At 39.6% G+C, this 20457-nt stretch carries 19 protein-coding genes; 11 read left to right on the top strand and 8 right to left on the bottom strand.

The annotated features are described in order from the left end of the window. The 4 genes from lpxO to pgsA all read left to right on the top strand — a co-directional run bounded on the left by lpxO (position 1) and on the right by pgsA (position 4640). Positions 1-915, top strand: coding sequence for a lipid A hydroxylase LpxO (gene lpxO, locus M5121_RS02475; RefSeq protein WP_249570197.1), 915 nt, complete (start codon positions 1-3; stop codon positions 913-915). 330 nt (positions 916-1245) lie between these two features. Beyond that, entirely contained in the window at positions 1246-3045 is a 1800-nt protein-coding gene (uvrC, locus tag M5121_RS02470; RefSeq protein WP_005162980.1) for an excinuclease ABC subunit UvrC, read from the top strand. Positions 3046-3149: 104 nt separating this feature from the next. After that, positions 3150-3947, top strand: a complete 798-nt coding sequence (locus tag M5121_RS02465; protein ID WP_249570196.1) for a thioesterase family protein — start codon at positions 3150-3152, stop codon at positions 3945-3947. A gap of 105 nt (positions 3948-4052) precedes the next feature. Further along, positions 4053-4640 carry a CDP-diacylglycerol--glycerol-3-phosphate 3-phosphatidyltransferase gene (pgsA, locus tag M5121_RS02460; RefSeq protein WP_004674390.1) on the top strand — a complete coding sequence of 196 codons (588 nt, stop codon included), beginning with the start codon at positions 4053-4055 and terminating at the stop codon, positions 4638-4640. Positions 4641-4866: 226 nt separating this feature from the next. Here the strand turns inward: pgsA and M5121_RS02455 are convergent, their stop codons facing one another. After that, a complete protein-coding gene (locus M5121_RS02455) occupies positions 4867-5640 on the bottom strand; it encodes an IclR family transcriptional regulator (RefSeq protein WP_249570195.1) in 774 nt (257 codons plus the stop codon). A gap of 416 nt (positions 5641-6056) precedes the next feature. Between M5121_RS02455 and M5121_RS02450 the strand changes: the two genes are divergently transcribed. The 3 genes from M5121_RS02450 to M5121_RS02440 are packed head-to-tail and all read left to right on the top strand — an operon-like array spanning position 6057 to position 9413. Beyond that, positions 6057-8150 carry an FUSC family protein gene (locus M5121_RS02450; RefSeq protein ID WP_249570194.1) on the top strand — a complete coding sequence of 698 codons (2094 nt, stop codon included), beginning with the start codon at positions 6057-6059 and terminating at the stop codon, positions 8148-8150. Then, positions 8143-8358 carry a DUF1656 domain-containing protein gene (locus tag M5121_RS02445; RefSeq protein WP_004659299.1) on the top strand — a complete coding sequence of 72 codons (216 nt, stop codon included), beginning with the start codon at positions 8143-8145 and terminating at the stop codon, positions 8356-8358. The genes M5121_RS02450 and M5121_RS02445 overlap by 8 nt, the downstream gene beginning before the upstream one ends. A 53-nt stretch (positions 8359-8411) precedes the next feature. Continuing rightward, the gene (locus M5121_RS02440; RefSeq protein WP_249570193.1) at positions 8412-9413 is read left to right on the top strand and encodes an HlyD family secretion protein; all 1002 of its coding nucleotides are present in this window, start codon (positions 8412-8414) and stop codon (positions 9411-9413) included. A 166-nt stretch (positions 9414-9579) separates the two neighbouring features. Here M5121_RS02440 and ruvX read toward each other — a convergent pair whose 3' ends face one another. The 3 genes from ruvX to recN form a co-directional block, all read right to left on the bottom strand. Beyond that, positions 9580-10023 carry a Holliday junction resolvase RuvX gene (gene ruvX / locus M5121_RS02435; protein WP_087543060.1) on the bottom strand — a complete coding sequence of 148 codons (444 nt, stop codon included), beginning with the start codon at positions 10021-10023 and terminating at the stop codon, positions 9580-9582. After that, entirely contained in the window at positions 10016-10570 is a 555-nt protein-coding gene (locus M5121_RS02430) for a YqgE/AlgH family protein (protein ID WP_004659294.1), read from the bottom strand. Before M5121_RS02430 ends, ruvX begins: the two co-directional genes overlap by 8 nt. Before the next feature lie 115 nt (positions 10571-10685). After that, complete coding sequence (recN, locus tag M5121_RS02425; RefSeq protein WP_087547947.1) at positions 10686-12344, bottom strand: DNA repair protein RecN; 1659 nt, start codon at positions 12342-12344, stop codon at positions 10686-10688. 342 nt (positions 12345-12686) lie between these two features. Here recN and ppnP point away from each other — a divergent pair, with 342 nt between their 5' ends. The 3 genes from ppnP (at position 12687) to M5121_RS02410 (ending at position 14887) form a co-directional block, all read left to right on the top strand. Beyond that, entirely contained in the window at positions 12687-13013 is a 327-nt protein-coding gene (ppnP, locus tag M5121_RS02420) for a pyrimidine/purine nucleoside phosphorylase (protein ID WP_004659291.1), read from the top strand. Between the two features lie 182 nt (positions 13014-13195). After that, entirely contained in the window at positions 13196-13945 is a 750-nt protein-coding gene (gene rlmB, locus M5121_RS02415) for a 23S rRNA (guanosine(2251)-2'-O)-methyltransferase RlmB (RefSeq protein ID WP_249570192.1), read from the top strand. A 30-nt stretch (positions 13946-13975) separates the two neighbouring features. Further along, positions 13976-14887 carry a DMT family transporter gene (locus tag M5121_RS02410; RefSeq protein ID WP_249570191.1) on the top strand — a complete coding sequence of 304 codons (912 nt, stop codon included), beginning with the start codon at positions 13976-13978 and terminating at the stop codon, positions 14885-14887. Here the strand turns inward: M5121_RS02410 and coaE are convergent. The 4 genes from coaE to pilB are packed head-to-tail and all read right to left on the bottom strand — an operon-like array spanning position 14884 to position 19323. After that, on the bottom strand, positions 14884-15489 hold the full coding sequence (gene coaE / locus M5121_RS02405) for a dephospho-CoA kinase (RefSeq protein ID WP_249570190.1): 606 nt from the start codon (positions 15487-15489) through the stop codon (positions 14884-14886). The genes M5121_RS02410 and coaE overlap by 4 nt on opposite strands. Before the next feature lies 1 nt (position 15490). After that, positions 15491-16351, bottom strand: coding sequence for a prepilin peptidase (locus tag M5121_RS15855; protein WP_283772246.1), 861 nt, complete (start codon positions 16349-16351; stop codon positions 15491-15493). A 2-nt stretch (positions 16352-16353) separates the two neighbouring features. After that, positions 16354-17583, bottom strand: a complete 1230-nt coding sequence (locus M5121_RS02390; protein ID WP_249570189.1) for a type II secretion system F family protein — start codon at positions 17581-17583, stop codon at positions 16354-16356. Between the two features lie 24 nt (positions 17584-17607). Then, complete coding sequence (gene pilB / locus M5121_RS02385) at positions 17608-19323, bottom strand: type IV-A pilus assembly ATPase PilB (protein WP_249570188.1); 1716 nt, start codon at positions 19321-19323, stop codon at positions 17608-17610. Positions 19324-19665: 342 nt separating this feature from the next. Here pilB and tpiA point away from each other — a divergent pair, with 342 nt between their 5' ends. Then, positions 19666-20457 carry a triose-phosphate isomerase gene (tpiA, locus tag M5121_RS02380; protein WP_249570187.1) on the top strand — a complete coding sequence of 264 codons (792 nt, stop codon included), beginning with the start codon at positions 19666-19668 and terminating at the stop codon, positions 20455-20457.

Genomic DNA, 20457 nt, shown 5'->3' with positions numbered 1-20457 from the left:
ATGGTTAAATGGATCATTTTAGCGATTTTTATCATTTCAGCTTTGTATATTCAACGACGCGGTAAAGTAAAACATTCGTTTTATCGTCAATTTTTCGATCATTCAACGATTCTTGCACCTATAAACTTTTTAATGTACATGTTTTCTAAAGTACCGAATCAACCTTATATTGATACGCAGTATTTTAAAGATTTAAAAGTTTTAGATGAAAATTGGGAAATGATTCGAGACGAAGCCAAAGCTTTATATGACAAAGGTGGGATTAAAGCTTCAAGTAGTTATGATGACCTCGGTTTCAACTCCTTCTTTAAAACAGGTTGGAAACGTTTCTATTTGAAATGGTATGACTCGGCACATCCATCTGCTGCTGAACTTTGCCCAAAAACAACCGCATTATTAAAAACGCTTCCAACAATTAAAGCTGCGATGTTTACTGAGTTAGCACCAGATAGCCGTTTAGTTCGCCATCGTGATCCTTATGCGGGTTCATTGCGTTACCATTTAGGTTTGATTACACCCAATGATGATCGCTGTTTTATTGATGTTGATGGTCAGCGATATTCGTGGCGTGATGGTGAAAGTGTGGTGTTTGATGAAACCTATATCCATTATGCGGAAAACACGACGAACCAGAATCGTATTATCTTTTTCGCTGATGTAGAACGCCCATTAAAAACCCGTTTTATGGAAAAGTTTAATCATTGGTTTGGTAAAAGTGTCATGACGGCAGCCAGTTCACCTAACGAAGCGGGTGATCAAACAGGTGGCTTAAATAAAGTCTTTGGTTATATTTATCAGTTTCGTTTAAAAGCCAAAGCCTTAAAAGCAAGCAATCGTGGTTTATATTATTTTTTGAAATGGTTCATCATGTTAGGGCTATTTTTCTTAATTTTTATTCGACCTTATGTATTTTAAGTCTGAATGAGATCAACGCCCGAAAGGGCGTTTTTTTATAACGATGATTTAGTTATTTATTTGTTTATTAATGTTGGCAAAAACAAGTTCAGTTGAGTACTCAAGATTATATTGAATCTTATCCAACCCAAAATCTGTCACATGTAAATGAACTAGCCTGTGATTTCTTTCATGAGTCTGCATTTAAGAGCGCTGATCAAGTATTGAGTCGAGTTTTTAAATGATAGGTGTTATTTGAGTTATTGAATTGATGCATTTTGGCTCAATTGACTTGAAATTGATTTATGCAGACTACATCATCGAAAGCATTACTGATGATGAAAGTCTGCTGTGAATCCAAACGCGCGTGAACATATTGAAAAAATCCTGACTCATATGACTCAATTGCCTGGTGTTTATAAAATGCTCGGCAAAGATGGAGAGTTACTGTATGTTGGGAAAGCCAAAAACTTAAAGAATCGTGTATCCAGCTATTTTGTTAAAACGATTGACCATCCTAAGACACAGGCTTTAGTTGCGCGAATTTATGACATCGAAAGTTTGGTTGTTCGTTCTGAAACTGAAGCATTATTACTTGAACAAAATCTGATTAAATTACATCGTCCGCCATACAACATTATGCTGCGCGATGATAAGTCGTATGTGTATATCTTTGTCTCGGCAGACAAGCCCTATCCCCGCATTGCCAGTGGGCGTGGCAAGGGCAAGCATCAGGTCGGCAAGTTTTTTGGGCCTTATCCCAGTGCCTATAGTGCACGAGATACCTTACTGGTTTTACAAAAATTATTTAATGTGCGCCAATGTGAAAACAGTTATTTTTCACAACGTAAACGCCCTTGTTTACAGTATCAGATTAAACGTTGTACAGCGCCTTGTGTCGGTCTGATTAGCCCTCAGGACTATAAGGAAGATGTGGACAATTCAATTCGTTTTTTACAAGGTGATACCAAAGAACTCAATCAAGAGCTGATTGGAAAAATGGAACAGGCTGCCGAAGCTCTTGAGTTTGAAAAAGCCGTATTTTATCGTGATCGCCTCGCGTTATTGCGCGAGGTTCAAGCACAACAAGCAGTATTTAAGATCAAAGGCGAAGCCGATATTTTGGCGATTGCTTACCAAGCGGGTGTGACTTGTGTACAAATCATGCATGTTCGTAATGGGCGTATGCTTGGTGGAAAAAGTTATTTTCCAGATATGTTGGGAGATGATTTGGCGCAAATGCTGAATGATTTTATGGCGAATTTCTATTTCCAAGTGGCGGATGAAGTGCCATCAGAATTGATTGTAAATGTAGATATTCCCGATCAAAAACAATTAGAAGAAGCATTACAGCAAAGCTTCAATAAGAAAGTTCAAATCAAGCATAAAGTGCGAGAGACTCGGGCTGAATGGCTAGAACTGGCGCAAATGAATGTGCAACATGCGATTAAAGGCAAACTGAGTAATCACTTGGAATTAAACGAGCGTTTTCATCAACTTGAACAAGTGGTTGGGCGTCCGATTGATCGGATTGAATGTTTTGATATCAGTCATACCATGGGTGAAGCACCGATTGCTTCTTGTGTGGTCTTTGATCAGGGTGGTGCAAGAAAGCGAGATTATCGTCAGTTTGCGATTCAGGATATTACGGGCGGTGATGATTATGCGGCGATGCGCCAAGCGTTGATACGCCGTTATAAAAAAAATATGTTACCTGATCTACTCTTGATTGATGGTGGTAAAGGGCAATTGCATATGGCGATGGAGGTCATGCAAGAATTAGCACTTGATGCTTTTATGATTGGTGTTTCTAAAGGTGAGGGACGTAAACCGGGATTAGAAACGCTGCATTTTACTGATGGCACTAAGATTCAATTACCCGAAGACCATAAAGCTTTACACCTCATCCAACAAGTGCGAGATGAAGCGCATCGTTTCGCCATTACCAAACATCGAGCTAAGCGTGATAAACGCCGTAGTAGTTCAGTTTTGGAAGCTATTCCTGGGCTAGGGCCAAAACGCCGTCGTGATCTACTCACTCATTTTGGTGGGATTCAGGGTGTTTTAAAAGCTTCAGAAAAAGAGTTGATGCTTGTACCAGGTTTGGGTGAAGTCATGGCGAGAACGATTTATAAAATTTTGCATGAATAATTTGACCGATTGGCTCAATCTCTCAATGACTGATGCGTCAATGATCATTCACAAACAGATAAAAACATTTAAAGATAAGATGGTTTGACGATTAAGGAAAGATAATGTCATTGCTTCCGCTGTATCAACAAGTTGAACATCAAGAGTGGATTGATATTCCCTCAGGATGGTTACAAGGCCGTACCGTATTTGGCGGTTTAGTTGCAGGATTATTAATCCAAAAGGCGCAGAGCGTGGTTCATGATACAACAAAGCAGTTATTGAGTTGTAATGTGACCCTTATTGGTCCTGTGCAAGAAGGGCAGGCTAAACTCACGGCGGAGGTGTTGCGAGAGGGTAAATCGGTTACAACCTTAGAAGTGCGGTTATGGCAAGCAGATACTGTACAAAGTATATTAATTGCGAGTTTTGGTTCGCAGCGTGAATCTCGGATTCATGTGCAAAATCTACCGCAAGTTCCTGATTATCCACTGCCAGCACAGTTGGAAAAAACAGCTTATATTGAAGGCTTAATGCCACAATGTTTGCAACAGTTTGAACTATGTTGGGCTGAAGGTAATTATCCAATGGCTGGCAGCAAAGTGCCTGATTTTGGTGGATGGTGTCGTTTTATGCCTCAGTTGCATCCAAATCGCGAAATGAAATTGGCAGATCTATTTGGATTGATGGATGTGTGGCCACCGGGTGTGTTACCAATGTTTAAAACCCCTGCACCTGCAAGCTCATTAACTTGGCAGATTACCTATTTGCAGCCGATTGCTCATCAAGTACAGGATTGGTTCAAATACAAAGTAGTGACTGAATATGCTGAACATGGTTATTCAACCGAGTATGCCTATCTTTGGGATGATGAAAATCAACTGATTGCGATACTTCGACAAACAGTTGCCGTTTTTGCCTAGTCGACACTGCCGTGCATTTCGTATAAAGTTGCTTACAGATGGATACAATCTCGGCACATCCTTTGTGCGACATGCATATTTGATGCGAACAACATGGCGGTGTTTATGAGCACAGGGCGAATCCTGAACATTCCTAATATTTTAACTTTGGCGCGTATTGCCCTTATTCCCGTGTTTCTGGCAATTGCCTATTGGCCGCCTGCCATTGGGATTGCTGAGCATCATGGGGGAATGATGCGACATCTGATATTGACTGCAATCTTTGTTCTTGCAGCAGTGACAGATTGGTTCGATGGTTATTTAGCTCGGACTTTGAATCAGACTTCTGCTTTCGGGCGTTTCCTTGATCCAGTCGCCGATAAGCTTATGGTTGCAGCCGCATTGATTGTATTGGTGCAATGGCAACCAACCATTTCAATGGCTTTTGCGGCGATCGTGATTATTTCCCGTGAAATTACCGTTTCGGCATTGCGTGAATGGATGGCTGAATTAGGTGCACGTACGAGCGTTGCAGTTTCTACAGTAGGAAAGTATAAAACAGCATTTCAAATGATTGCGATTAGTGTGTTCCTGTTGAACTGGAAACCACTGGAAATGTGGGCCTACGCTTTGCTTTATGCGGCAGTGATTTTGACGTTGTGGTCGATGTTTATTTATATGAAAGCTGCTTGGCCTTATCTGAAGCAGCCCTAACGATTTTTTGTATAGCCATATAAATGAAAGCCTTTCTTTTGAAAGGCTTTTTTATGCCTTTCGATAAGAACTGGTCAAGAAAAAAGCCCATAACAAAGATGGGCTTAGTTCTCTGAGGAAAGTCATACTCTTTTTAGCAGGGTATGCTGAAGAACATAATCATAATATGAGAATATATTGCTATTTACAACGGATAAAAATGTAAATATTTTTTAAAATTCTCAATTCAGTTTGACTGATTTTCGGAAAGTGTTGCAAATTTATGTTCAATTTGCGCTGCATTATTTTGCAAGATCTCGATCAGTTTTTGAATATTCAAGAAATCAAAACGATTTTTTGATGCTACTAGCGTGAGTGCAATTGGCGCTTCTTTAGTAGAAAAGCGAATCGGCACGGAAAGGCCACATACCATCGGGTCAATCTCACCCTGCGATAAATAAAAGCCTTGTTTTTTAATTTTCCGCATTTGCTGAGTGAATTCGTCGAGGCTATGGGCAAAGCCTACCTGAGCAAGTTCCTGAGTAAACTGATGATAATAAGCTTGAATATGTTGCTTGGAAAGATGAGCAATCACAATTTTGGGTGAAGCACCTACATAAACAGGGCGTGGACAACCTCTTCCGTAAGAGATAAGTTCTGCTTCTTTAAAGGTTTCATGGTGTAGATCAATACAATAATCATGGTTTAAATAGGTTAGTAAACAACAGAGTTCAGTACGATCTACGATATCACGCATAAAAGGAATACTGATCTGAACCAATGGATCAGTACTATGAGAAATATAATCAAGAACGGCAATTTTAGAACCTAAAGTGTAGTCTCCTGATGTACCACTAATGCGTTTTAAAATATCTGTTGAAACAAGTTCTTTAAGATAACGATAGGCTGTGGGTTTTGAGAGACCAAGCTCATCACAAATGATATCGACATTGATAATCGGACGTGAAACTGAAAATAAATCCAGCACGGTGAGAATTTTACCAAAACTCGAAATTGCCATGATGCGTTGTCTACTCCTTAAAAATAACGTGAAAATCGAACTTTTATTGCTTTATAACAGAAAAGCCTGAGATCGTGTATGGACTTTTAGGTCGGAATATTTTTGCTCGACCAATTAAGCCTTGAATTGAGAAAAAATATGGCTTTTATTGAAAATATTTTAAATTAAAATGAAAAATTATCAAATAGTGATAATTTATGTTGACTAATTTGCTTTGTTTTGAAAAAATTATAGATATAGTGTCTTCATTGGATAATGAAATTCGTTAAATTATCTCCATTTGCTCTAGATACTATGCCTTGCTCCCCATAATCAGCTTTTTCTTGTCAACTGATTTGATACTCCAAATCGGTGTAACTTCGTGCCACATTGTTATGTGTCATTAGATCAGGCTGACTTAGAATTGAGACATATTCATGTTACTTAAACAGCTGTTAGCTTTCAGACCAAGCCGACTTGATCTTATTTTTGTTTGTAAAACCTTTGTAGCAGGCATGCTGGCACTGTTTATTTCTTTTGAATTAGATTTGATTAATCCGATGTGGTCGATTGGAACGGTCATGATTATTGCCAATCCTTATTCAGGAATGGTGTCTTCGAAATGTGTGTATCGTTTGATTGGAACTGTTGCAGGGGCAGTCATAGCACTGTTATTGACCCCACATTTAATTAATACACCGTGGTTATTTACGGTTATTTTATCTCTCTGGGTGGGCTTTGCTTTATATGTGTCATTACTAGACCGCACGCCGCGTAGCTACGTATTTATGTTGGCAGGATATTCAACTGCCATGATTGTTTACAATGCAATTACCTATATCGATACCTACAATATTTTTGATATCGCTGTTGCACGTGTACTTGAAATCTCAGTTGGGGTGGTCTCTTCTGCCGTTGTTTCGGCAACTTTTTTTCCAGTTCATGTTGGCGCAATGATCAAGCAACGTGTCAATAAAACCTTAAACGATCTAGAAGCAACTTTTGAAAAATTGATTGCAGTTCAAGAAACACCTGAAAATTACACGCAAGTTTTATCTGTGATTACTCGTGATGCCTCTGATATTCATGCTTTAGCTGTACATTTGGCTTATGAGAAAGGTGAGTTGAAAGGCATGACCAAGCCTTTACAAGAAATGCTACATCAAGTGTCATTGGTGGTTGCGAATTTGGTGGCATTGTCTCAACGTGTGAAACAACTCGAACATTTGCATTTAGTTAATCTTGTTTCGCATTTGGATATGCTTCGTCAGCATACTTTGACATTTTTAAAACAAGAGAAAAGTTTAGTACCTGCTGATTTACAGACTTTGCCGATTGGATTTGAAGAGGATTTCGCTGAGCTGATTTCTAAAGCAACGTCTGAACAGGAAGTTGTATTGGCTGCATTAAAGATGGATGTTCGTCATTTTATAGCCAATATCTTGGCAGTAAAACTACTTTGGCAACAGATTCAGCAAGGTAATAAAGAAATTCCAATAGAAATTACAGCCATTACGACGAAATATCCAAGTTTACATCGTGATCATGGTATTGCGATACGAGGTGGAATTAGTGCCGTACTGATTACTTTTATTGTCACTGCAGCTTGGATTCTGTCTGGTTGGAAGGCGGGTTTTATGATGGCGCAAATGGGGGCTATCACGGCGTGTATCTTAACGGCTTTGGATAACCCAGTACCTGTGCTACGGATTTTCATTTGGGGCAGTATTGTATCCGCAGGCTTAGTATTCTTATATGCATTTGGTATTTTTCCGCATGTGACTCATTTTTGGCAATTGGCTTTGGTGCTCTTTCCTGTGTTTTTAGTGGCGGTCACCATGATGGCCAATCAAATGTTAATGCCTGTAGGGATGGTACTTGGGATTAACACCATGATGGGATTGAATCTGCATAATAAATACAGCATGGATGCTGTTTCTTATTTAGATAGTTCATTTGCAATGGTCTTGGGCGTATTGGTTTCACTAATTGTGATTGATTTAGTTCGAGCTGTTTCACCTGATACCAGTGCAACGCGAATTTTAACTTTACATTATCAGGCGATGCGTCAGGCATTAAATCTATCTTATGGTAGTGATTTCAAAATTCATCTACGCAGTATGCTGGACCGTGTTGGAGTATTGAATACCAAAATGGTTCAAAATCCTCAAGTTAAGATTTCGATTCAGAATGCTTTGATTGAAAGTAGTTCAATTATTGACTTAGTCCGATTGCAAGAAATTAGCCAAAAACTCCCCCAATTGGTGAGTTTGAAAAATGAAGTCAATGTGCTGCAACAGCAACTGACAGAATATTTTCAAATGCAAGAGAAACAACTTTCTCTGAACCATTTTCCAATTCGAATTGTACAGCAGATTGATCTATTAGAGCGGATTGCACTGCAAATTGAAGATGAGCAACTCGCTCAAAGAATGTTGATTTCTCTGAATAATATTTGTGAAAGCATAGGGCATGTCTCAACACAAAAGATGGATTCAGAAACATATGATTTAGGTGTATTGCATGGGTGAGATTAACGTTTATGGAATCTATATTCCAATTCTTTTGGTGCAAGCCATCATCGCCTACGTGCTCTTTAAGCTGATGAGTCCACTGATCGACCGCTTAGTTATGAGAGGTTGGATTGTACTACCGAACATTTTCAACTTGTGTTTGTACTTGGGATTGTTGCTGTGTATGCATTGGTTATGTCTTTATTTACAAGGTACAAGCCTTTAAGTAGCTCTCTCCGAAATTTAATGATTTAAAAATATGTGGTAAAGGTGATGAACATGAATGCATTTGATGTACGAAAAGTCATACGTCCAATTGTATTAGTACTTTCGGTTTTGATTGCGATATATGCAGTCGTGCATTTATGGAATTACTACAATGCCGCACCGTGGACACGTGATGGTCGTGTGCGTGGTGATGTGGTTCAAGTGGCTTCGGATGTGAATGGATTAGTAACTGAGGTGCTGGTACAGGACAATCAGACGGTAAAGAAAGGACAAGTTCTTTTCAAGATTGATGTAGAACGTCAAGCCCTTGACGTTGAACAAGCTAAATCTGATTTAGCTAAAGCCAATGCCGGTTTGGCTCAGGCACGTGCAAACTTAGTCGGTTCAAAGGCAAATTTGGTCAAGACTGAAGCTAATATGAAATTGGCTGAGAAGAATGCAGCACGTTATGCAAGTTTGATGGATGGTGCAATCTCTAAGCAAGAGCAAGATCAGGTTTTTGCTACACGCGATCAGGCGATTGCGGAAAAAGAGCAGCTAGCAGCGAGTATCGAACAGGCTGAGGCTGCCATTCAACAACAGCAAGCTTTGATCGAAGTAGCGAAGAGTAATTTACATTTAGCTCAGCTTAATATGAGTCGTTCAGCAGTCGTTGCACCTGCGGATGGAACCTTAGCTAACTTTGATTTACGTGTTGGGAATTATGTTAAGGTTGGGCAAGCGGTTGCTGCGCTGCTAGATCGTCATCAGCTTTATGTCGTGGGTTATTTTGAAGAAACCAAATTGAATCGTATTCATGTCGGTGATTCGGCAACCGTACAGTTGATGGGGGATCGTCAATTCATTCGTGGGCATGTTCAAGGTATTGCAACAGGGATCGAAGATCGTGAGCGTTCTGGTAGTTCTAATCTATTGGCAAATGTAAACCCTACTTTTAGTTGGGTACGTTTAGCGCAACGTGTGCCTGTAAAAATTATTTTAGATGAACAGCCTCAGAATCCATTGGCTTTTGTTTCAGGGCGAACTGCAACGGTGAGAATTATTGAGAAATAATCAGACGTAGTCTGAGCTGATTTATTTTTTAAGAATTGCATTCTAAATTTTATGCAAATGCTTTGGGTTGTAGAGGTGCTAAAGCAGTTATTTTCATGGTCTGGATCTGATTTTATCACGGTACATCAGTGTGCTATACCGTGATAAAGCGCTTAAATATAAATAATTAAGGTGTTACTCCATTAGGATCACGATACCAACTTTGAATGAGTAGTGCTGCTGCGAAACTATCAGCCGATAAGCGTTTTGCTCGGCCTTTATTTTGATAAGACTCAAGTTCTTCTCTCGCTTCGCGTGTAGTCAAACGCTCATCCACCATCCACGTTTCAATATTGGTTTGATGACGCAAACGTCGTGCAAATTTTCGTGCGCGAGCAGAGAGTTCAGATTCACTATCATCCATATTTAATGGCAAACCGACTAAAAAAAGATTGGGTTGCCACTCTTTCACGAGTTTTAATAGTTGGTTCCAGTCAGGGATACCATCTTTCATCACGAATAATGGCAGAGGATTAGCACTCTCAATAGTTGATTGACCAATTGCGATCCCCATTTTTTGAGTACCAAAATCAAAGGCCATAATGGATTGCGAAGTTTTAAAATCAGGCATGACCAATCTCTGAAGCAAACCATGTACGGTCTACCCCAATTTTTTTGTATGCCGCATCCCAACGATCGCCATAAGGTAGATTAAAGATTAAATCCATGTCTGAGTCACAAATCAGCCAGTCACCACGTGCCATTTCTTCTTCAAGCTGATTTTTGCCCCAGCTGGCATAGCCTAGAGCAATTTGGTAACGACCGACACCTTCGTTATGTGCAATTGCATCCAAAATATCTTTACTGGTGGTAATGCAAACATTTTCACCTACTGCGATTGATGAATGCCAAGTAGGTTGACCTGTGTGTAGTACAAAACCTGCTTCTGGGCGTAATGGCCCACCTTGTAACACGGCATGAGGCTGCACATTATCTGCATCAATCTCTAAATCGTTCAATAATTCTTTGATTTGTAACTCAGAAGGGCGATTGATAATAATGCCTTGTGCACCATCTTCATCATGGCGTGCCACATAGATAACAGTATTGGCAAAGAAGTCATCTGTTATGTCTGGTGGAGCGATGAGACAACGGTGAGTTAGATATTGTTTCGTCACCTAGGCGATTCTCCATCAAAAATATTATGCTGATCTATCTATATAGGTTCTTCTTATCAACATACAAGAGTTAATCGGATTTCGCCAATCTTTTTCTCACATTTTGTTATGCGTTTTAAGCGGATTGAAATTTGAGTTGACGCAGTTGTTTGGCATGTTGCAAGGTGGTTTCGCTAATCTCGACGCCGCCAGACATACGTGCTAGTTCTAGAATGCGTTGTTCCTCATTCAACTCAATAATGGTACTGCTTGCTGGATCTGTTTGTTGTTTTTTGACCAATAAGTGTTGGTCAGACTGTGCAGCAACTTGAGCTTGGTGAGTGATACAGAGTAGTTGTACATGTTGAGCCAGATCAGCGAGTAAACGACCAACCACTTCGGCCGTACCACCACTAATTCCGACATCAATTTCATCAAAGACCAAAACTTCAGATTCTGTTTTTTCGGCATTCATCACTTGCATGACCAGTGCAATACGAGAGAGTTCACCGCCAGATGCAACGCGAGCCAGCGGTTGTGGTGGAATGCCTTTATTGGCAGTGAAAAGAAGCTGAATAAAGCTGAGACCTTCGGCATTTGCTTCCATTGGCTCGAACTTAAATTCAAAATATGCTTCAGGTAGAGCAAGCGGCTTCACTTGTTCAGTCAATTGCTTCGCCAATGGAACTGCGGCTGTACGACGAATCTGATCTAGGTGCTCAGCTTTTTGCATAAAAATTTGATAAGAAATTTCTACCTGTTCCGCTAAGGTTTCAGGATCTTCTAATAGATGTAATTGCTCTAATTCTTGTTGCCAAGTTTCATATTCTTGTTTGAGTAATTCAGGCTGGGTACGGTGTTTGCGTGCGAGACGATGGAAAATTTCTAAGGTTGTATTGAGCTGTTCCATGCGCTCAGGATCAAAGCTTTGGCGATCAATAAATTGACGTAAACTCGCGGTTGCATCTTCAATCTCACTTTGCGCATTGAGTAACGAATTATAAATATTTGATAACTGTTCACTGCGCCCTGCATGAGACTCTAAACGACGAATGATTGAAGCAACTTCTTGAGTGATATTTTGTTCAGCCTCATCCAAGACATTTAGACTGTAACTACAGTCTTGCATAATATGTTCATGATGGCTGAGACGATCAAACTCTTGTTCAATCTCTCGATAATCCGTTTGGACAATCTCTTCAAGTTCTTCTATTTGGGATTCTAAATTTTGTATTTTTTGAATACGCGTGGCTTGCGCATCTAAAGCGGCTTGATGCTGGCGAATGTTTTTTTGCCATGTGCTATACGCTTCACGTACTTCATTTGCTGGTTCGGCAAAATTATGATAACGATCTAACCAGTGCTTCGGATAAGGGGGCTCAAGTAATTGCTGTTGGCTATGCTGGCTATAAAGTTGTACCAGTAAGCGCCCAATTTCTTTTAACTCCGACAAACTACTTGGGCGTCCATTGATCCATGCTTTGCTTCGGCCTGTCGCAAATATGACACGTCTTAAATGAATTTCACCAGAATCATCATCTAGTTCATGTTCTGTAAGCCATTTTGCTTCCGCACTTTCAGCTTGATAACTGAAGACAGCAGTGACATCTGCTTTATCTGCACCATAACGGACATAGTTGGTATCGGTACGTTCACCCAAGCATGCAGACAGTGCATCTAACAATAACGATTTTCCTGCACCAGTTTCCCCAGTCAAAACATTGAAACCTTGTTCAATATCTAAAGCTAAATGGTCTGCAAGTGCAAAATTAATTAAAGTTAAATGGGTGAGCATATATGCATCCAGTGCACGCAATCTTTTGCATAAAGATAGAGAAATTTTGCTAATCGAACAAGAGGATCAGCGTTGTGTTGATGAAATCATGTTTTATTTCTGGAGTTGTTTTGAATAATTTAGTGATGTAAAGCTTGTCTATCAATTTATAAGATTTTTTCTATTGTTGTTTAGATCGGATGCTTTGATCTAAAAGCGCTTGTGAGTTGAACATAACTTTAGTAGAAAGGCATAAAAATTGCTGTTAAAGCATGATAAAAATGGATTGATTAGTGACGCAGGCACAATTAAACTACGTCCATCATAACCTAATATAAATGCTGCATTATTTGGAGAGTATGCATGAGTTCAGTGCAGTTTGATCATGTTACGGTCATTAAAAAGTCAAATGTATATTTTGGTGGGGCATGTATCAGCCATACTGTACAATTTGAAGATGGTACTAAAAAGACATTAGGTGTGATTTTACCTACTGAACAGGCATTAACTTTTGAAACACATGTGCCAGAACGTATGGAAATCATTTCTGGTGAATGTCGTGTAAAAATTGCAGACAGTACAGAAAGTGAGTTATTCCGTGCAGGTCAGTCTTTTTATGTCCCAGGAAATAGTGTTTTCCACATCGAGACTGATGAAGTGCTTGATTATGTATGTCATTTAGAAGGTTAACTGATCGCTTGCTAAATCGGGTACACTATACCTAAAGAGAATCCTGTAAATTCATTTTGCAGGATTTTTTTATTAAATTCCCTTGTGGAGCTATTCGCTCCTCACCTGTAAAGCTACTTTGCAGGATTTTTATTTTTTCAAAATCTCCCTTTATAGATCGGGAATACTGCAAGAGGTCGTTCATGGCAAAACCTGAATATTATTATGGCGTTCATTCGGTTGAGTCATTGTTGGAGTTAGAGCCTGAACGCGTTTTGACTTTATTTACCTTAAAAGGTCGTGATGACCAGCGATTACAAAAGATTTTGCAACTTGCCGAACCTTTTGGGATTAGCGTCCAAAAGGCGAGTCGGGATAGTTTGGAAAAGCTTGCAGGCTTACCTTTTCATCAAGGTGTAGTGGCTGCAGTTCGACCACATCCAACCTTAAATGAAAAAGATTTAGACGAATTGATGCAGCAGTCACCAGATGCTTTGTTATTGGCATTAGATCAAGTGACGGATCCGCATAATCTCGGTGCATGTATTCGTACCGCAGCTGCAATGGGGGTTCAGGCGGTGATTGTACCGCGTGATCGTTCGGCTAGTTTAACTCCGACGGCACGTAAGGTTGCCGCAGGTGGTGCTGAGAAAGTGAAGTTTATTCAGGTCACCAATTTGGCCCGAACATTGGCACATCTTAAAGAGACCACACATAGCCGTGTGATTGGCACTATGCTGGACGAAAAGGCATTGCCTATTCAACAGTGTGATTTTAATGGTCCCGTGGTGATTGTGATGGGTGCGGAAGATATAGGCTTAAGACCGATCACCCAGTCGCAATGTGACCAAACCGTGTATATCCCCATGTCTGGTGATTTACAAAGTTTAAACGTCAGTGTGGCAACAGGCATGGCACTTTATGAGGCATGCCGTCAGCGTAATGCTGTATAATTCACACAATTATCGTCAATGTAATTAAAAATGACTGCTCGCACGCAAGGCTATCTGTTTGTCTGTATCACCATGTGCATCTGGGGTGGTTTTACCATTCTCTCCCGTTTAAATCTGCACTGGCATGTCAGTGCTTGGGACTTGGTGGCCATGCGTTTTGCGATTGCTTTTCTTATTTTAATGCCTGTGCTCATTTATAAAAAAGATTTAGCTTTCTTATGGCATCCACGTCCAGTCATTTTAGCCTTAACAGGTGGTTTAGCCTACTGTCTGACCGTTTATACTGCTTTTTTGCAAGCACCAGCAGCCCATGCTGCAATTTTCTTAAATGGCTGTATTCCTCTATGTACGGCAGTTGCTGCTTATTTGTTGTTTAGACAACCTTTTGATAAACATACTTGGTTGAGTCTTAGCATCATGTCAAGTGCGCTTGTATTGATGAGCTATCTGATGCTGCGTGATCAAGCGACCGCTTTTGGCTTAGGCGATTTACTTTTTTTTATCAGCGCTGTTTGGTGGGGAATTTTTACAGTATTGCTTAAACAATGGAAATTATCGGCTTGGCATTCCATGGTGAGCGTGGCAATTTGGTCAGCGATTATTTATTTACCTGTCTATGTTTTATTTGTTCCAAAACATTTTCAAGAAGCAGAACCCATTCATTTAGTCATTCAAGGTTTATTTCATGGTGTATTGGTCGTAATTATTGCGACATTGACCTATGTTGCTGCGATTGAGCGTTTAGGTGCCTTTAAAACGGGGAGTATTGTTACTTTGGCACCTTTTATTGCAGCTGTGATTGCTGTTCCACTGCTTGATGAGCCTCTAAATGCAGCGATTGTTTGTGGTTTAGTCGGAATGGGTTTTGGTGCATTACAGCCGTGGCGCTGGTTTAAAAAAGACACGCTGAGTGAACGATTGGCGCAACAGAAGCAGGATTAAAATGCTTGCTCAGCGCTTTGTAGATATTTTAGATGTAATGGTTTTAGTTGGTGATGAAGGTGCTCAAGTAAACCATCATTCATAACAATATCATTTGCGAGTAATTGCTTTTGGGTGCGAGGCATTTGTACCGAGATAATTTTTCGGATTTGTTCTTCATTTTGTCCATCTCTTTGACTTGCACGTTGTAGTTGTGTTTGTTCATTTGCATCGATGAGTAGGGTATGATGCACAAGTTCATGCTGATTAGTTTCAAAGAGAAGAGGTGAAACTAAAATGACATAAGGACTTTCTGCTTGTTGTAATTGTTGAATAATGGATTGGCGTATAGCAGGGTGAGTGATCTTTTCGAGTGTTTGTCGCGCTTCTGGAAACTGGAATATGTGTTCACGAAGTGCACGTCGATTCAGATTGCCATCTTCTAGTAATACCCAGTCTCCAAAAGAAAGTTGAATTTCTTTCAAAGCAGGTTGACCTAGATCAACCACTTCACGAGCTACAATATCTGCATCGACTACAACAATTCCTTGGGATTCAAACCATTGTGTCGCGGCGGATTTGCCACTACCAATGCCACCAGTAATGCCCAAGATAAAACTCATATTATCCACCTAGATATATTTTCATAATTTGATTTCCCCATAAAAATGCAATCCAACCAGCAATTGCAATATAAGGACCAAATGCAAATGGTTGGTTTTCACCACGCATTTTTATCAAAATAATACCAATAATTGCACCAACAACTGAAGAGAGTAGCACAATTAGAGGTAGCATCATTGGCCCCATCCAAGCCCCGAGTGCGGCTAAGAGCTTGAAATCACCATAGCCCATGCCTTCCTTGCCTGTGACGAGTTTAAAGATATAGTAAACAATCCACAAACATAGAAAGCCAATCAAATAGCCCCAAATCGCTGAGCCTGCAGAAGTATAAACAGTGAAACTATTGATTCCTAGGCCTAGTGCGGCAAGTGGCAAGGTAAAGCGATCGGGTAATAGCTGTGTGTCGAAATCAATAAACGTTAATGTGATTAAGACCCAAGTGAGTATTAAACCAAATAACATTTGTACGGTCGCGCCAAATATAGCAACTACTATTAATGAGCAAATCATTGTTAAGAGTTCAATAAGTGGATAGCGAATACTAATTGGATTTTGGCAAGCACCACATTTGCCACGAAGCATTAACCAACTCATTACAGGAATATTTTGATACCAGCGAATAGCAGATTTACATTTTGGACATGTAGATGGTGGGGTGCTTAAGGTTAATTTTGTTTCGTCTATTATAGGTTGTTCTGGGTGTAATAATATTTGGCATTCATGATGCCATTCTTGTTCCATCATCTTTGGTGTTCTATAGATGACGACATTTAAAAAACTACCTATACATAGGCTGAAAAGGCCAATAGCAATATATAATGCAGTTGGCTCATTTATAAAATAACTAATAATATCTTGCATAGTTAACTAACGACCGAACCCATTTGGAAGATAGGGAGATACATGGCAATAACTAGACCACCAACAAGTACGCCTAAAATTGCCATAATTAATGGTTCCATCATAGAAGTAAGACCATCAACAGCATTGTCGACTTCATTTTCAAAGTGTGTTGCCACTTTGTCTAACATACTATCTAGTGCACCAGATTCTTCACCGATCGCAACCATTTGAATTGCCATAGAGGGAAAGCGATTGGAAACACGCATTGCAAATTGTAGTTGTTGACCTGTCGCCACATCTTCACGAATTTTCATGACAGCTTCTTCGTAAATCACATTATTTGTTGCACCTGCTGTAGATTCAAGAGCATCAATCAGTGGTACACCTGCTGCAAAAGTAGTTGCAAGCGTGCGGCTGTAACGCGCAATAATTGCTTTATAAACAAGATCACCAAAAATAGGAGCTTTTAGTGCTATTTTATCTAAAATATCGCGGAATTTTTTGCTGCGCTTTTTTGCTTCAAGAAAAGCTGTAATAATTGCCCCAATTGCAAGAATAAGAATGAACCAATACTCTTGCATCCATTTTGACATATTAACGACTAGTTGCGTGAATGCAGGCAGATCGGCACCAAATGAGTTAAAAAGATCCTGGAATACAGGGACAACCTTGACCATTAAAATAATTGTAACAATCACTGCAACTATTAATACACTAATAGGATATTTCATGGCCTTTTTAATTTTTTGTTTCAGTAATTCACTTTTTTCTTTATAAATTGCGACGCGATCGAGCATCGTTTCAAGTGCACCAGATTGTTCGCCAGATTCAACAAGGGAGCAAAATAGATTATCAAAGTATTGTGGATACTTACGTAAAGCACCAGCAAAAGTATTACCGCCCTCAACCTCTCCTTTAATGCCGAGTACCACCTCTCGCATAGAGGGATTTTCTAAACCTTCTGCAACGATTTCGAATCCTTGCACAAGCGGAACGCCGGCTTTCATCATGGTTGCTAATTGACGAGTAAAGATCGTAATATCGAGGGTCTTTATTTTTTTCTTCATTAAACCTTCGAGAATGTTTTTGCGTTTTTCTCGAATGGTTTTAATTGTGACGCCTTGTTTGCGTAATGTGACCTTTGCTAAAGCCATATTGCGTGCTGGTAATTCCCCTTTAATTTTGGCGCCTTTTCGATCTACCCCTTCATAAGCAAAAGTAGGCATCATTTGCGCTTTTTTCGCTACCATGATTCTTAATCCTTTTTATTGATTTTATTCACTTGTTACTCGGTTAATTTCTTGCAAAGAAGTAATACCTTGCATCACTTTTTTTAGACCTGAACGACGCAGATTATCAAAACCAGCTTTTTCTGAGGCCGCTGCAATTTGTAGTGCATTACCATCTTCCATGATGATTTGAGAAATTGCAGGAGTGACCTTCATCACCTCATAAATACCTACACGTCCTTTGTACCCTTCTCGACATTCCGCACAGCCAATCGGTTGAAAGATCTGTAAATCCGGATTGGCTAAGTCTTGTTCAGTAAATCCAAGTTCAATGAGACTTTGTTTAGGTACATCTACGGGCGCTTTACATTGTGAACATAAGCGTCGTGCTAAACGTTGTGCAATGACAAGATTGACTGAGGTTGCAATATTGAATGAGGGTACCCCCATATTACGCAAACGAGTTAAAGTTTCAGGTGCGCTGTTGGTGTGTAATGTTGACATTACCATATGACCTGTCTGAGCTGCTTTAATTGCAATTTCAGCAGTTTCAAGGTCACGAATCTCACCGACCATGATTACATCTGGATCTTGACGTAGAAAAGCTTTCAGTGCAGCAGAGAAAGTTAACCCCGTTTTGGGATTCACGTTGACTTGGTTGATGCCTTCTAAATTAATTTCAACAGGATCTTCCGCTGTTGAAATATTAGTATCCTCAGTGTTTAGAATATTTAAACCAGTATATAGCGATACAGTTTTACCTGAACCTGTGGGACCCGTAATCAGTAGCATTCCTTGAGGCTTTTCAAGTGCTTCCATGAATAATGCTTTCTGATCATCTTCATAGCCTAATGCTTCAATTCCGAGCATAGCGCTTGATGGATCCAAAATACGTAGTACTAATTTTTCCCCAAACAGTGTTGGTAAAGAGTTTACACGGAAATCGATGGCTTTGGTTTTTGACAATTTGAGTTTAATACGACCATCTTGAGGCATTCGTTTTTCAGAGATATCCATTTGAGACATGACTTTTAAACGAGAAGCTAAGCGGGTTGCCATTTGTAACGGAGGTGTAGCGATTTGACGGAGCACACCATCAACACGATAACGCACACGGTACATTTTTTCATAGGGCTCAAAATGTAAATCTGATGCGCCCATGCGAATTGCATCAATTAAAAGCTTATTAATATATTTGACAATTGGGGATTCGTCACCTTGCGGTGATGCATCATCATCTTCTTGAGGTGAATCTTGATTAACATCAATATCTAAGTCGAAGTCCTCACTGTCACCAAAATCGAAACTACTTGAATCACCAAAATGTTGTTCGATTAACTTTTCAAGTTTAGTATGCTCAACAATAATTGGTTCAATATTAAGTTTGGTATTGAAACGAATTGCATCTAATGCATCAATATTGGTTGGATTACTCGTAGCAACATACAAAATTTGTCCACGTTGTGTTAACGGAACAACACGATGTTTTTGTATGAGTTTATTGTCGGTTAATTCTCGAGGTAATAATCCAACATCATAAACCGCCAAATCAAAAAGTGGTTCGCCAAATTCTACAGAGATGCTTTCTGCAATGGTAAGTGGAGAAAGACGATGTTGTTCGATTAAATGAGCAACAATATCTTGTTTGGCTTTCTTGGCTGCATCAATTGCATTCTGCATATTTGCAGCAGTCATATGACCATCTTCAACTAAACGTCGAATGAACCCCGAAAACTTTGGAGACGTATGTAATCCTGACATCTGTCCGCCTTACTCACAATATGGTTATAATAGCTATTCTCAAAATTATACTTTTGTTACGTAAAAATACTACTATAGAAAGTGTTGTTTTTTACTTGGTTCATATTGAAAAACTTGAACTGATCGATTTTTTTACAAATTAATTTCAGATTTAGAGAGTAGCCTTCGTTAGAAATAAAGCAAACGATTGTAAAAAATCGACATATATATGTAAAAGGGACGAGAATTTTTAAATCTATTTTTTGTTGGTTGAAACTTAAACTGAAAAGAAAAACTGAATTTTATAAAAATACGTGTAAAATATACGGCATTTTTTATAAATTAGTTGTAGGTGGGCGAAGTATGTCGAATTCGGCGATTACCCCTTGGGTTATTGGCAATTGGAAAATGAATCCAATGCATGCGAGTGCTTTCCAATTAATAGAAGAATTTAAGCAGTTACTACAACAGGACAATATTTCTCCTGAGCAATGTCATATTGGTGTAGCGCCCGTGACGATTGCCTTGAGTGGTATTCATGCTCAGTTAAAAGATGCAACTAGAGCCATTTATACTGTGGCTCAGGATCTTTCTCGTGTGGCAGGTACTGGTGCTTACACAGGTGAGGTAAGTGCGGAGCTGTTAAAAGATAGCCAGATTGAATATGTGTTGATTGGACACTCTGAGCGCCGTGAATTGTTTGGTGACAACGTCAATATTTTAAAAGCAAAACTGCAAAATGCATTAAATGCAGGTTTGACGGTGATCTATTGCGTTGGCGAAAGCTTAGAGCAGCGTGAGCAAGGTGCTGCTGAGCAAGTGGTATTACAACAAATTTGTGATATTGCATCCGTCGTTAAAGCTGAACAATGGCAAAATATTGTGATAGCGTATGAGCCGATTTGGGCAATTGGGACAGGGAAGACAGCTTCACCTGCGGATGCTCAAGCAATGCATGCAAAAATACGTGAAGGCTTAAAACAAATTACATCATTCGGTACAAACATGGCTATATTGTATGGCGGTAGTGTCAAAGCCGAGAATGCTGTTGAGTTGGCTGCATGTCCTGATATTAATGGCGCTTTGGTTGGAGGTGCATCACTGAATGCACAATCTTTTTATCAAATTGCAAAAGCATTTGCTCAAAGCAAATAA

The sequence above is a fragment of the Acinetobacter sp. ANC5681 genome, from assembly GCF_023488045.1.
GTDB lineage: Bacteria > Pseudomonadota > Gammaproteobacteria > Pseudomonadales > Moraxellaceae > Acinetobacter.
Note: the sequence above shows the minus strand (reverse complement) of the source record. Positions and strands in the feature narration are given on the sequence as shown.